Annotated in this window: 14 protein-coding genes; 8 read left to right on the plus strand and 6 right to left on the minus strand. The window is 73.5% G+C overall.

The window, feature by feature from the left end; all coding sequences use genetic code 11:
• Positions 1-103 precede the first annotated feature (103 nt).
• The 4 genes from AB0C59_RS11235 to AB0C59_RS11250 are packed head-to-tail and all read left to right on the plus strand — an operon-like array spanning position 104 to position 3167.
• Positions 104-370 carry an acyl carrier protein gene (locus tag AB0C59_RS11235; protein ID WP_363003000.1) on the plus strand — a complete coding sequence of 89 codons (267 nt, stop codon included), beginning with the start codon at positions 104-106 and terminating at the stop codon, positions 368-370.
• A complete protein-coding gene (locus tag AB0C59_RS11240) occupies positions 370-1599 on the plus strand; it encodes a beta-ketoacyl-[acyl-carrier-protein] synthase family protein (protein ID WP_363003002.1) in 1230 nt (409 codons plus the stop codon). Before AB0C59_RS11235 ends, AB0C59_RS11240 begins: the two co-directional genes overlap by 1 nt.
• A gap of 36 nt (positions 1600-1635) precedes the next feature.
• The gene (gene fabG, locus AB0C59_RS11245; protein ID WP_363003004.1) at positions 1636-2340 is read left to right on the plus strand and encodes a 3-oxoacyl-ACP reductase FabG; all 705 of its coding nucleotides are present in this window, start codon (positions 1636-1638) and stop codon (positions 2338-2340) included.
• Entirely contained in the window at positions 2337-3167 is an 831-nt protein-coding gene (locus AB0C59_RS11250) for an alpha/beta fold hydrolase (RefSeq protein WP_363003006.1), read from the plus strand. Before fabG ends, AB0C59_RS11250 begins: the two co-directional genes overlap by 4 nt.
• Here the strand turns inward: AB0C59_RS11250 and AB0C59_RS11255 are convergent.
• Positions 3157-3978 carry an AfsR/SARP family transcriptional regulator gene (locus AB0C59_RS11255; protein ID WP_363003007.1) on the minus strand — a complete coding sequence of 274 codons (822 nt, stop codon included), beginning with the start codon at positions 3976-3978 and terminating at the stop codon, positions 3157-3159. The two genes, AB0C59_RS11250 and AB0C59_RS11255, sit on opposite strands and share 11 nt — an antisense overlap.
• A 287-nt stretch (positions 3979-4265) precedes the next feature.
• On the opposite strand from AB0C59_RS11255, the gene AB0C59_RS11260 reads away from it, so the two are divergent.
• Together AB0C59_RS11260 and AB0C59_RS11265 are read left to right on the plus strand one after the other, a co-directional pair.
• Positions 4266-8363: a beta-ketoacyl synthase N-terminal-like domain-containing protein gene (locus tag AB0C59_RS11260; protein WP_363003009.1), complete on the plus strand. Its 4098-nt coding sequence runs from the start codon at positions 4266-4268 to the stop codon at positions 8361-8363.
• A gap of 70 nt (positions 8364-8433) precedes the next feature.
• Positions 8434-9066, plus strand: a complete 633-nt coding sequence (locus AB0C59_RS11265) for a TetR/AcrR family transcriptional regulator (RefSeq protein WP_363003011.1) — start codon at positions 8434-8436, stop codon at positions 9064-9066.
• 39 nt (positions 9067-9105) lie between these two features.
• Here AB0C59_RS11265 and AB0C59_RS11270 read toward each other — a convergent pair whose 3' ends face one another.
• On the minus strand, positions 9106-9786 hold the full coding sequence (locus AB0C59_RS11270; protein ID WP_363003013.1) for a hypothetical protein: 681 nt from the start codon (positions 9784-9786) through the stop codon (positions 9106-9108).
• Positions 9787-9909: 123 nt separating this feature from the next.
• Between AB0C59_RS11270 and AB0C59_RS11275 the strand changes: the two genes are divergently transcribed.
• A complete protein-coding gene (locus tag AB0C59_RS11275) occupies positions 9910-10419 on the plus strand; it encodes a GNAT family N-acetyltransferase (RefSeq protein ID WP_363003015.1) in 510 nt (169 codons plus the stop codon).
• A gap of 33 nt (positions 10420-10452) precedes the next feature.
• On the opposite strand, the gene AB0C59_RS11280 is transcribed toward AB0C59_RS11275, so the two are convergent.
• From AB0C59_RS11280 to AB0C59_RS11295, 4 genes are all read right to left on the minus strand, one after another.
• Positions 10453-11067, minus strand: coding sequence for a histidine phosphatase family protein (locus AB0C59_RS11280; protein ID WP_363003017.1), 615 nt, complete (start codon positions 11065-11067; stop codon positions 10453-10455).
• A 104-nt stretch (positions 11068-11171) separates the two neighbouring features.
• On the minus strand, positions 11172-11351 hold the full coding sequence (locus AB0C59_RS11285; RefSeq protein ID WP_363003019.1) for a DUF397 domain-containing protein: 180 nt from the start codon (positions 11349-11351) through the stop codon (positions 11172-11174).
• A 25-nt stretch (positions 11352-11376) separates the two neighbouring features.
• The gene (locus AB0C59_RS11290) at positions 11377-11583 is read right to left on the minus strand and encodes a DUF397 domain-containing protein (RefSeq protein WP_363003021.1); all 207 of its coding nucleotides are present in this window, start codon (positions 11581-11583) and stop codon (positions 11377-11379) included.
• Positions 11580-12443: a helix-turn-helix transcriptional regulator gene (locus tag AB0C59_RS11295; RefSeq protein ID WP_363003023.1), complete on the minus strand. Its 864-nt coding sequence runs from the start codon at positions 12441-12443 to the stop codon at positions 11580-11582. Before AB0C59_RS11295 ends, AB0C59_RS11290 begins: the two co-directional genes overlap by 4 nt.
• 156 nt (positions 12444-12599) lie before the next feature.
• On the opposite strand from AB0C59_RS11295, the gene AB0C59_RS11300 reads away from it, so the two are divergent.
• Positions 12600-13067, plus strand: a complete 468-nt coding sequence (locus AB0C59_RS11300; RefSeq protein ID WP_363003025.1) for an ATP-binding protein — start codon at positions 12600-12602, stop codon at positions 13065-13067.

The following is a 13067-nucleotide window of genomic DNA, read 5'->3' on the forward strand; positions in this document are numbered from 1 at the left end:
CGGTTTCCCACCTCGGTCTCCCCGACGTTTTCCCGCGACGCTTTTCCACGACACGGCGGCCGCCGTACGGCCGGACGCCTTCCCACCCTCAGGAGTGCACCGCATGCAGGACATCCAGGAATCCAACGCCTCGCAGCCCGTCGTACAGCGCGTCTCGGCGCTCCTGTCGGGCCACTTCAAGGTCAAGCCGGAGGCGATCACCCCGGGCGTGACCCTGGGCGAGCTGTCCTTCGACTCGCTGGTCCTCATCGAGCTCGGACTCGTCCTGGACAAGGAGTTCGGGGTCCGGACAGAGGACGGGGAGCTCACCGAGGAGCAGACGCTGGACGACGTCGTCGACCTGCTGGCCGCCAAGGGAGCGTCTCTCTGATGGCGGCCGGGAGTCATGACATAGCCGTCACCGGCCTGGGGCTGGTCACCCCGGCGGGGATCGGCGTCGAGGAGAACTGGGAGCGGGTCCTGGCCGGCCGCTCCCGCGCCACCCGCGACGACACCCTCGGCGACCTGTCGGCCGACTTCTCCTGCCGGGTGCCCGGCTTCGACGCGCAGGAACTGCTGGGCGGGTTCGTTTCCTGGCAGCTGGAGCGGTTCGTCCAACTCGCTCTCGTCGCCTCCCGCATGGCCGTCCAGGACGCCGGGCTGGACCCCGAGAGCTGGGACGGCACCCGCGTCGGTGTCGTGCTCGGCAACTCCCTGGGCGGAGCGGCCACCCTGGAGGAGCAGCACCGCACGCTCGCGGACGAAGGGCCGGGCCGGGTCTCGCCGTTGCTCGTGACCAGGTACATGCCGAACATGCTCGCCGGGTACGTGGCGATCGACTGCGGGGCCCGCGGCCCCAGCCTGGTGACCACCACCGCCTGCGCCTCGGGTGCCACGGCCGTCGGCACGGCCCGGGACCTGCTGCGCGCGGGCGCCTGCGACATCGTGCTGGCCGGCGCCAGCGAGTCGGCGCTCACCCCGACGGTGATGGCCGGGCTGTGCCGCATGGGCGCCCTGGCGAAGTCCGGGCGGGAACCCGAGTACGCCGGCAGGCCGTTCGACGCGGAGCGGGACGGGTTCGTGGCCGCCGAGGCCGCCGGTGTCCTGGTGCTGGAGCGCGCCGCCGACGCCCGGGCCCGCGGTGCCCGGATCCGGTCGCTGGTCAGCGGCTACGGCGCCTCCTCCGACGCGCACCACGCGACGGCTCCCCATCCAGGGGGCGAGGGCATCGAGCGGGCGTTGCGGGCGGCGCTCGCGGACGCCGACGTCGCACCGTCGCAGGTGCGGCACGTCAACGCGCACGGCACGGCCACACCGATGAACGACCTCGTCGAGGGCACCATGCTCGGGCGGGTCGTCGGCGGTGCGGCGGCGGTGACGTCCACCAAGGGGGTCACCGGCCACGCCCTGGCCGCGGCCGGCGCGATCGAGGCCGCGTACACCGTCCTGGCCGTGCAGCACGGGACCATCCCGCCCACGGCCAACCTCAAGAACCCCGACCCGGCCCTCGACCTGGACCTGGTCGCCGGTGAACCCCGCACGACCCGCGTGGACGTGGCGGTCAGCACCTCGCTCGGCTTCGGCGGCCACAACGCCGCGCTGGTCTTCACCGCGGCCTGACCCACCATCAGGAGACAAGCAGACAAGGAGACAACGATGAACCGCTCGGTCTTCGTCACCGGCGGCAACCGCGGCATCGGCCACGCCGTCGCCCGGGCCTTCGCCGACGACGGCGACAAGGTGGCCGTCAGCCACCGGACAGGGAGCCCGCCGGAGGGTGTGCTCGGCGTCGAGGCGGACGTCACCGAGCCGGACGCGCTGGAACGCGCGATGCGGGAGGCGGAGGCCGCGCACGGCCCCGTCGAGGTCCTGGTGGCCAACGCCGGCATCACCCGCGACCGGCCGATGCTGCGGATGTCGGACGACGACTTCGACGACGTGCTGCGCACCAATCTGACCGGAACGTTCACCGCCGTGCGGGCCGCGGTGCGCGGCATGCTGCCCGCGCGGCGCGGCCGGATCGTCCTGGTCTCCTCGGTGCTGGGGTTCCTCGGCGCTCCCGGCCAGACCAACTACGCCGCCTCCAAGGCGGCTCTGCCGGGCCTCGCCCGTTCCCTGGCCTGGGAGCTCGGGGACCGGGGCATCACCGTGAACGTGGTCGCGCCCGGCATCATCGCCACGGACATGACCGCGGGCCTGTCCGACCGGCGGATGAGCGGCGTCATGGGGATGACCCCGCTCGGCCGGCCCGGCACCGTGGACGACGTGGTGGCCGCGGTCCGCTTCCTGGCCAGCGCGGAGGCCGGCTACATCACCGGCGCCGTCCTCCCCGTCAGCGGCGGACTGGGCATGGGCTTGTGAGGGACGGGAGCACGGGCCGCGCGGACGGGGGCACGCCCCGCACGGCGGCCCCCGCGCACCGCCTGACGAGCGTGCTGCGTCCCGCGGCCGGCCCGGGCCCGCGCGTCGTCGTATTCCCGCACGCCGGGGGCGGCGCGCTCCGCTACCGGGAGGTGCTGGCGCCGCTCCCGCCCGAGGTCGAGATCGTCGGCGTCACCCTGCCCGGCCGGGAGCACCGCGCGGCTCTCGCGCCCCGCACGACGCTCGCCCGGGTCGTCGCCGACCTCACGGCGGAGCTGGCGGAGCCGACGGAGCCCCGGACGGCCGCCGAGCGGCCCACCGTTCTCTACGGCCACAGCCTGGGCGCGCTGCTGGCCCTCCTCGTCGCGCACGCGGGACGGGTGCGCTGCGACGCGCTGGTGGTGTCCTGTTCGATGCCCGGCCGCCGGGCCTTCCCGCGGCCGGAACTCCTGGGCGGTCGCGAGGGTCTGTCGGCGGTTCTGGCGCGGCACGGGCTGTCCCCGGACGCCCTGGACGACCCCTCGCTGTCCCCAGGACGCAGCGCCCTCGCCCATGACCTGGCCCTCGCCCAGGAGGCGCTGATCGCCGTGGACGGGCTGCGCGCCGACGTGGCGCTGACCGCGCTGGCGGGCGATCAGGACCCGCTCGTCCCGTCGGCCGTACTGCCGCTCTGGGCCCGGCTGACCGGTGGCGCGTTCCGGTCGCGGGTGATCGAGGCCGGCCACTTCCTTCCGTTCACGGCGGCCGGCCAGGAGGCCGTGCTGGAGGAGGTCGGGGCGTTCCTCCGCCTCCGGCCGGCCGGCCCCCGGGCGGGACTCACCTCCTGACGGACTCCGCCATGAGCTTCGGTCGGCCCGGCAGCACGTCGGCCGGAGCCTCGTCGCTGGCGAGAATGCGCTCCTGCAGGCCCCGCAGCCGGTGCGAGGGTTCCAGGCCCACCCCGTCGGCGAGCGCGGCGCGGGCCCGCTGGTAGGCGGTGAGCGCGTCGTTGCGGCGGCCCGAGAGGTACAGCGCGAGCATCAGATACTCGTAGAGCACCTCGTCGTAGGGGTCCAGGGCGACCAGCGCGTGGAGTTCGCCGACGACCTCGGCGTAGCGGTGCAGCCGCAGATCCAGGGCGAGACGCTGGGTGAGCGCGGTCTTGCGGTCCTCCTCCAGGCGCCGGACATGGGCCTGCAGGACGGGGCCCGCCGGCACGTCCGCCAGGGGGGCGTCGCGCCACAGGTTGAGCGCGGCGTTCAGCAGGGCGGAAGCCTCGGTGAAGTCCCCCTGGGCCTCGGCGGCGCCCGCCTGGGCGACGAGACCGTGGTGCCGGACCACGTCGAACTGGTCTCCCGGCACGTCCAGCCGGTAGCCGGTCGGTTCGGTGACCAGGGTCTGCTTCGCGGCACGGTCGGCGTCGCCGAGTTGGGCGCGCCCGATGCCCTTGCGGATCCACATGACGCAGTTCTGGATGCCGGTGGAGGCGCTCCTGGGAGCGTCCAGGTCCCACAGCTCGCGTTCGATCGTGGCGCGTTGCACCACCCGCCCGCGGCTGAGGACGAGCATCGCCATCAGCTTCTTCGCCTTCACCGCGGTCGGGACCACCGAACTGCCGTTCACCGTGACCCGGAGTGGTCCGAGCACTCTGGCGATCATGGTCATTCCTCCTTGTCCGGTGGCCGAACGAGTAACCCAAGCATGTGTATCAGTTCATTCATGTATCCGAAGCCACTTTTGACGTTACGTTAGCGCGAATTTTTGTTGCACGCTGCATCGATGCCGTGGTCGATTTCTCACTGATGTTCCTGTTTACTCGTGTCCGCTCCGAGTCGGAGGGGTCGTCTCCCGGCCGAAGATCGTCGGCCACCGATAATCCCCCGACAGATCGATAGTCTCCAGTATATTTTTGGATGCCGAACCAGCTAGCGACGGGGGCGATGCGTGTGAGTGGCACGGCACAGACAGCGGTCATCGGGATGGGGTGCCGGTTCCCGGGAGCCGACGACGTCGAGGCCTACTGGCGGCTTCTCCTGGACAACACCGACGCCGTCACGCCCGTACCCGCGGACCGGTTCGACCCGACCGGCCCGCAGGGACCCGAGGCGGCGCCGTCAGCCCGCGCCGACTCCCCGCACGGCGGCTTCCTCGACGACCCCTTCGGCTTCGACGCCGCCTTCTTCGGCATCGCCCCGCGCGAAGCGCTCGCCATGGACCCGCAGCAGCGGCTCCTCCTGCACGTCGTGTGGGAGGCGCTGGAGAACGCGGGAGTGCGCCCCTCCTCGCTGGCGGGCAGCTCCACCGGGGTGTTCGTGGGGCAGGCGACCGCCGAGTACGGGGAACAGGCCGGCGACGCGCCCGTGGACGTGCACGGCATGGCGGGCGCCCGGCTGCGCGCCGTCACCGCGGGCCGGGTGTCGTTCGCGCTGGACCTGCGGGGCCCCAGCCTGGTCGTGGACACCGCCTGCTCCTCCTCCCTGGTGGCGGTGCACCTGGCCCGGCAGAGCCTGCTCAGCGGCGAGAGCGACCTGGCCGTCGCCGCCGGGGTGAACCTGATCATGTCGCCCGACGACGCGGTCACCTACTCCCGCGGGGGGATGCTCGCCCCCGACGGCCGCTGCAAGTTCGCCGACGCCTCCGGTGACGGCTTCGTGCGCAGCGAGGGCGTCGGCGCCGTGATCCTCAAGCGGCTGGACGACGCCCTGCGCGACGGCGATCCGGTGCTCGCCGTGCTGCGCGGCAGCGCCGTCACCAACGACGGCGCCGGCAGCGGCCTCCTGCTCCAGCCCGCCGTGCCGGGCCAGACCCGCATGCTGGACGCCGCCTGCCGCAGCGCGGGCATCACCCCCGGCCGGCTCGACTACCTGGAGGCCCACGGCACCGGCACCCGCGTCGGCGACGCGGTGGAGCTGCGGGCCCTCGCCGACGTGCTGCGCGAGGACCCGACGGCCCGCCGTCCGCTGCGCGTCGGCTCGGTGAAGACCAACATCGGACACACCGAGGCCGCCGCCGGGATCGCCGGCCTGATCAAGGCCGTCCTGATCACCCGGCACGGCGTGATCCCCGCCTCACTGCACCAGCGTTCACCGCACCCGGTCCTCGCCGAGCCGGGCGTGCCGCTCGCGGCCGTCCCGCGCAACACCCCGCTGGAGCCGGCCGGCGAGGCCGCCGTCCTCGGCGTGTCCTCCTTCGGCCTGTCGGGCACCAACGCGCAGGTGATCGTGGGCGGTCACCCCGAGACAGCCCCGGGCCGGGCCCCGCGGACGAGCCGTCCCGCACGGCGACGGGACGCGGAGGAGCCCCGCTTGCTCCTGCTCAGCGCCCGCACCCCCGACTCGCTGCGCCGACTCGCGGAACGCTACGCGGCCCACCTGGAGCCCGGGGGCGCCGGGCACGCCCACCGACTGGACGCCCTGTGCCGCGCCGCCGCCACCCGCCGCGACGTCCACCCGCACCGCCTGTGGGCCGTCGGCGCCACCCACGAGGAACTCGCCGCCACCCTGCGCGCCCTGGCGCGCGGTGAGGAGAGCGCCGACGGCGGCTTCGGCGAGGCGCCCTTCGACGGGGACCGCCGCGTCGCCTTCGTCTTCCCCGGGCAGGGCGCGCAGTGGCGGGGCATGGCGCGTCGCCTGCTGGAGCAGGACGCGGACTTCCGCCGGACCATGGCCGAGTGCGACGCCGCCGTCCGCGCGGAACGGGGCTGGTCCGTGATCGAGGTCCTGACCGGTGAGCGCGGTGAGGCCGGTGAGCGCGGTGAGGCCGGTGAGGCTGGTGAGGGCGGCGGGGACGGCGCGGAGCCCTGGCGGGACGTGGCCGTCGTCCAACCGCTGCTGTGGGCCGTCCAGGTCTCGCTGGCGGCGGCACTGCGCGCCAAGGGGGTCGAGCCCGCCCTCTGCCTCGGCCACAGCATGGGCGAGGTGGCGGCCGCTCGGACGACGGGCGCGCTGTCGACGCGGGACGCGGCGGCGGTGATCTGCCGGCGCAGCGCCCTGATGGCCCGGCTCGCCGGGCGTGGGGCGATGCTCGTCGTCGACCTCGACGCGGACGAGGCCGCCCGTGCCGCCGCGCCCCATGCCGGCGCCGTGTCGGTGGCCGCCCGCAACGCCCCCCGTTCCACGGTCCTCGCCGGTGAGTCCGAGGAACTGACGCGCCTGGCCGCCCGGCTGGAGCGGGACGACGTCCCGTGCCGTCGCGTGAAGGTCGACGTCGCCTCCCACTCCCCGCTGATGGACGAGGTGCTGGCGGATCTGCGCACCGCCCTCCCCGGCCTCACGCCCCGCCGCGGCACGGTGGAGATGCTGTCCACCGTCCGGTGCGCGCCGGTCGACGGCACCGAGCTGGACGCCGACTACTGGGCCGCCAACCTGCGCGAACCCGTGCGCTTCGTGGACGCCGTCCGGGAGGCCGCCGGGCCGCAGGACACCGTCTTCGTGGAGATCAGCCCCCATCCCCTGCTCACCCAGGCCGTCGACGACGTCCTGGACGAACGCGGCGGGCAGCCGTCCGCCGTGGCGACGCTCAAGCGCGGCCAGCCCGAACCCGAGAGCCTGCTGCGCGCGCTGGGCCGGATCTTCGCGCGGGGCGGACGCGTCGACCGGGACCGCTGCTACGGAAGCGGCGGCCAGGACCCGGAGGCCTTCGTTCCGCTGCCCACGTACGCCTGGGACATCGAGCGGTTCCGCCGCGCCCCGGCCGCGACCGCCCCGTCCGCCCGTCCCGCGCACGAGTTCCCCCTTCTCGACCTCGGGCTGCCCGCGATGGGGGCCGCGGTGCGCGGCGCGGACGGGGCCTCGGTGCCCGCGGTGCTGTACCTGGAGGCGGCGCGCCGGGCCGCCCACGACGCCGTCGGCGGCCGGGACTGCGCGCTCGCCGACGTCGAGTTCGCCTCCCGGCCGCTGGACCTGGAGCGCGCGCGGAACGCCGCCGTGCGGGTGGACCTCACCGCCCTGCCCGGCCAGGGGGAGTTCGCCTTCACCGTCACCGCCGCGCGCACCGAGGACGGCCGGGACGGCGACGTCCTGCTGACCGGACGGCTCCTGACGGCGAGTGGGCCGGCGCCGGACGGCGAGGCCGAGCGCGGACGGGGCCGGGAGGCGCTCGACGACGCGCTGACCCGGTGCGGGGAGTACGTGCCCGCCACCGAGTTCTACCGGCGCGTCCGGGCCCGGGGCCTGGCGGTCGACGACGCGCTGCGCACGGCCGCCCAGCTGTGGCTCGCCGACGGCGAGAGCGTCACCCGGATGCGCGGAGCGACCGGGCGGGTCCCCGGCTCCGGCACCGCCGCGGCGCTGGAGGCGGCCCTGCTGACGATGACGGCCACCTGGCCGGGGGCTGCCGCCGCGGGCCCGTCCGGCTCCTTCCTGCCGGTGTCCTTCGGCCGGGTCCACGTCGCCGACGCCGGAGCGCTGGGCGACGACCACTGGGTCCTGGCCCGCCGCACCCCCGCTCCCGGGGGTGGCGAGGCGCACTGCGACGTCCGGCTCCTCGCGCCGGACGGGCGGCTGATAGCCGAGTTCCTCGGCATCCGCCTGCGCCCGCTCCCGCCGCGCACGGCGTCGCGGGCGCGGGAGGCGGCCGGTGCCGCGGGCCGGCCGGCCGGGAGCGGGCACGGGGGCACCGCAGGCCCGGTCGCGGAGGCGCCCGCCGTCCCCGGTCGCCGCGCCGTCCGGGGCGGAGCAGCCCACACCGCCACGGGCCGGTCACCGGCCACCCGTGGCGCGCTCGCGCACGACGTGCCCCACCAGCCCCGTACGCGGCACGCCCACACCGGCCCCGCGGCCGCCGTGCCGTCCCAGCCCCGGGCGCGGGAGGTCTCCGACGCCGACGTGCTGCGGCACGCGGCGACCGTGCTCGGCGTCCCGTCCTCGCGACTGGACGCGCGCCGGTCGCTGCGCAGCCTGGGCCTGGACTCGCTGCTGGCCGCGGAGCTCAGGACACGGCTGCACCAGTACCTCGGCGTGGACGTCACGGCCCGGCGGCTGCTCGGGCCCGAGCCGGTCGGGGACATCGCGGCCTCCGTGGCCACGGTGGTATGTAGCCTCTGATGCATTCATGTACTGTGGTATAAATTTTGAGGCCGGGGGATCTCACAGAGCCGTGAGAAGTGAGGAGCACATGACCGTCGAACCGACCCCCCTCGGGCGCCGTGAACGCAGCAAGCAGCGGATCAGGGACCGCATCTACACCTCCGCACTCACCCTGTTCGCCGAGCAGGGCTACGACGGCACGACGATCGACCAGATCGCCGAGCACGCGGACGTGGCGCGCGGGACCTTCTTCAACTACTTCCAGCGTAAGGAAGACCTGGTCACCGCCTGGGCGGAGGCCCGCAAACAGCGTCTGGAAGCGTGCATGGAGGCGTCCCTGCACGCCCGCGACGACGGCGTCACGGTCCATCTGGAACGCTGCATGCTGGCCCTGGCCGAGTTCAACGAGACGGAGCGGGAGATCACGTCCGCGATGCTCCAGGCCTGGGTGAAGGCGGGGCGCCCGCTGCTGGAGGAGCCCTACGCGGGGCAGGTGTTCGCGACCATCATCGAGCTGGGGCGCGAGCGTGGAGAGATCGCCGTCGACATCGACCCCATGCGGGTCGGCAACATCCTGCGCGACTCCTATCTGGGCCTGCTCTACCGCTGGTCCCAGAGCCCGGAACCCCGCGTCCCGCTCCACATCGAACTGCGCGAGGTGCTGCGCATCCTGCTCTCCGGGATCCTGTCCTACTCCCGGCCGGCGACGCCGGTGAGGTGAGACCGGACGGGGCGGGCCGACCTGCCCGCCCCGCGGGGCTCACGCGCGGCGTGGTGAGGCCAGGGCGTATCTCGTGCCTGTCCTCGGGTCCGTGTGTTCGCTCACCTGCCAGCCTGCCTTGTCCAGGGTCGCCGCGCAGGCCCGGAGCCCCGCCGCCTCCCTCTCGTGGATCGCCACCGCCTCCGGCTGCGGGGTCGCGCGGACGCGGTAGCCGTCGCCCGGCGCCTCTCCGGTCGCCGGGCGGTGGCCCGCGGCCTCCAGGGCCAAAGCGGCGGCCCGTACCAGGTTCGTGCGCTCCCAGGCGCACGGGCGGTCCGTGGCGGCGTCCGGGTTGGTCATGCGACGCAGCTCCACCAGACCCTCCCAGGCCGTACGCACGTCGCGCCGGCGGGCGGGGCTCGTGTCGTCCGACTCCTCGCCGCCCACACGCGCGGTGAACACGCCGGAGCCGGAGCCGGAGCCGGAGCCGGAGCCGGAACCGGAGTCGGAGTCGGTGTCCATGGTCGCGCTCGCGTCCGCGCGGGTGTCCTCCGTGGGCGACTCCCGTATGCGGTGGCCCGCCGGCGTCAGGAAGTACGCGTGGGGCGGGCGCGGATGCCGGAAGGCCAGGCCCCCTTTCACCAGCGCCGCCAACTGCGCCTCCGTACCGCGCAGCCGGCCCGTGACCGGATCCGCGGCCTCGATCACGCGTCGCTGCGCCGCACTCGGTCGTCCCGTCATCCCGCCTCCCCTTCCCCGTCGATCGAAGGCTACGGCCGAGGTCCGACAACGCCGCCCGCGTCGGCCGCGCCCGACGAAGAAACCCCGTTGCGGGCCGGTGGCGCCCGAGGGCATCGTCGTCCTGTGATCGAACTGCGCTCTCTCAGTCCCGACGAGTGGCCGGTGTGGCGTGAGCTGCGGCTCGCCGCGCTCGCCGAGGCGCCGTACGCCTTCGGGTCGACGCTCGCCGAATGGCAGGGGGAGAACGACCGGGAGGAGCGGTGGCGGGCCCGGCTGGCCATCCCCGGTTCGTACAACGTCGTCGCGGTCGGTGCGGGCGGCCGGGCGCTCGGGATGGCCAGCGGGGTCCCCGACGAGCGTCCGGGCGCCGCCGAGGTGATCTCGATGTGGGTCGGTCCCGAGGCCCGGGGCCACGGGGTGGGAGACCTCCTCGTCGGCGAGATCGCGCGGTGGGCTGCCGCCGACGGGAACGCCACCAGCCTGCGGCTGTCGGTGATGCCGGACAACCGCGCGGCCATCGCGCTCTACGAGCGCCACGGCTTCAGGGACACCGGAGAACCGGGCGACCTGCTGCCGGACGGCGTGCGCAGGGAACTGGTCATGGCCAAGGCCCTCGATCCCACACGGGCGTAGGCGTCCCCTCGCGGAAGATCCGGACCCCGTCGGTCAGTGGCCGTCGGAACAGGCCTCGGGCCGTACGTTCCAGCCGGACACGACATGGCGGCGATGCTCCGTCCCCAGACGGCTGATCGTCCCGGTGGACAACTGGAACAGGGCCCCCGCCGACGCGGGCAGCCCGAGCCGCCGGGCCGTCAGCACGCGCAGGAAGTGCCCGTGCGACACGACGACCACGCTGCCCTCCGCGTCACCGAGCGCCGCGTCGACCTTCGCGAGCACCCTCTCCGCACGCTCCCCGACCTCCTCGGCGCTCTCGCCGGGATGTTCCGGCGGCCCGGGCGCGACCCCGTCCCGGAACAGGAACCAGTCCGGCTGGGTCCGGTGGATCTCGACGGTCGTGATCCCCTCGTAGCCCCCGTAGTCCCACTCCGCCAGGTCCGCGTCGATCCGCGCCCCGCCGATCCCGGCCAGCCGCGCCGTCTCGACGGCACGCTGAGCCGGGCTGACGAACGCCGCCGCGATGTGGTGCCGCGCGATCAGCGGGGCGAGCCGGCGCGCCTGCTCGCGGCCGTTGTCGGTCAGCGCGATGTCGGTCCAGCCCGTGTGCCGCCCGGACAGCGACCATTCGGTCTCGCCATGCCGCACGAGAAGGAGATCGCCCACGCCTGCTCCCTGCCCTCGCCTCCAGGTCCGCTCCCCAGCACGGTGACACGACCGGAGGCGGGGCGCAGCCCGGACTGAGCCAGACGGCCGCGCCCCGCCTCCGGTCAGCGCTCGGTGGCGTAGGAGACGAACGCCGCCCACTCGGTGGCGTCGAAGGCGAGCCGCGGTCCGGTCAGGTTCTTGGAGTCGCGGACGTGGATCGTCTTCGGGGTGACGGCCACTTCCACGCACTCCGGGCCGTCGTTCGAGCTGTAGCTGCTCTTGAACCACTCCAGAGCCGTCACCGTGCTCCCTCCAGCCTGCTGCGCGTCAGTGCTTGGTGGTGTACGAGACGAATGCTGCCCAGCCGGTGGCGTCGAAGGTGAGCTGTGGTCCGGTCAGGTTCTTGGAGTCGCGGACGTGGATCGTCTTCGGGGTGATGGCCACCTCTACGCAGTCCGGGCCATCGTTGGTGCTGTAGCTGCTCTTGAACCAGTTCAACTCGGATCCGTGACCAGCCGAGGCGTGCACGCTCATGTCTCTCCAAGGATGTCCTCGATGAAGCCCAGCGACTCGCGCGGAGTGAGGGCCTGAGAACGGATGATGCCATAGCGGATCTCAAGGACCGCGATCTCCTTGGGGTTGGAGATGAGACGACTGACGAGCTGGACTTCGTTGTGCGCCACAGTCCTTCCCTCCTTGAGTCGCAGCAGTTTGAACGACCCCGCGAGACCCGCGTGCTCTTCGCGATTCGTGGGCATCACCTGGATCCCCACATTCCGTCGCTGGCCCATCTCCAGCATGTGCTCAAGCTGCCTCCGCATCACCATCTTCCCCCCGATGGGGCGACGCAGCGTCGCCTCTTCCTGAACGAAGTTGAAGACGGGGGCCGATGGCCGGTCAAACAGGCCTTGGCGTGCCAGTCGCGCGGCGACGAGCTGTTCCACCTTGTCCTCGGAGAGAGGTGGACGGCGCGTCTCGTACAGTGCCCTGGCATGCTCCGGCGTCTGTAGCAGGCCGTGGACGACAGAGTTGTCGTACGCGCAGATCTCAACCGCCCCCTCCTCCACCTTCGCCAGATCCCGAACCTTCTTCGGGTACTTCGCCTCCTCCACGTCCCTCTTCAGGGCCGTGATCATCCCGCCCGCCTGCAGTACCTGGTCCGCCCGCTCCAGGAAGACGGCCTTCGGGGCCCTCCGCCCCCGTTCCACCGAGGACACCTGCTCCTCGCTGTACCCGATGGCCGACCCGAGGTCGGCCTGGGTCATGCCCACCCGCTCGCGGTACATCTTGATGACCTTGCCGACGGCCCGCAGTACCCCCGAGGACTCCTCGTCCCAGTCGTACGGCTCCGTACCGTCGTCGGCCGGTGACGACCCCTGCCCCATAGCGCCCATGCGCCGCACCTCCTCGTGCTGCCCGTACTCAACTCCTCCATGCCCGCCGTGTAACGCGTCGTAGCCCGGACAACACCGGACAGCAACCGGACACTTCACACTGAGTACTGCCGTCGCTACTGGCCAGAGTAGGGTCGGGTGGCCACGCTGGGTGATGTGAACGCAGACATCGCCTCCGCCCCGGCGGCGCGCCCCGACCCCTCCGCCCCCGCACGCCACTTCACCATCAGCCTCTCGGCCACCCCCAGAGGCGCGCGCCTCGCGCGTCACCTGGCCGCGGAGCAACTGGACAAGTGGGGACGGCCGTACGGCACCGGGGCCAACGACACCGTCACCCTGCTCGTCTCGGAGCTCGCCTCGAACGCCGTACGGCACGGCAGGGTGGTGGGGCGGGACTTCCGGTTGCGTCTGACCCTCTACCCCGAGAGCGCCACGCTCCGTGTCGAGGTGACGGACGCGCGCCCCGGCCGCCGACCGCCCGGCCCGGGGAACCTGACGCCGGTCGCAGCCGACAGGGAGGGAGGTCGGGGACTCCTCGTCGTCGAGGCGCTGGCCACCCACTGGGGGGCGACCAGCTCGGACCCCTACACCAAGACCGTCTGGTGCGAGATCGCCCTCGACTAG

It is taken from the genome of Streptomyces sp. NPDC048664 (assembly GCF_040650555.1).
Lineage (GTDB): Bacteria > Actinomycetota > Actinomycetes > Streptomycetales > Streptomycetaceae > Streptomyces.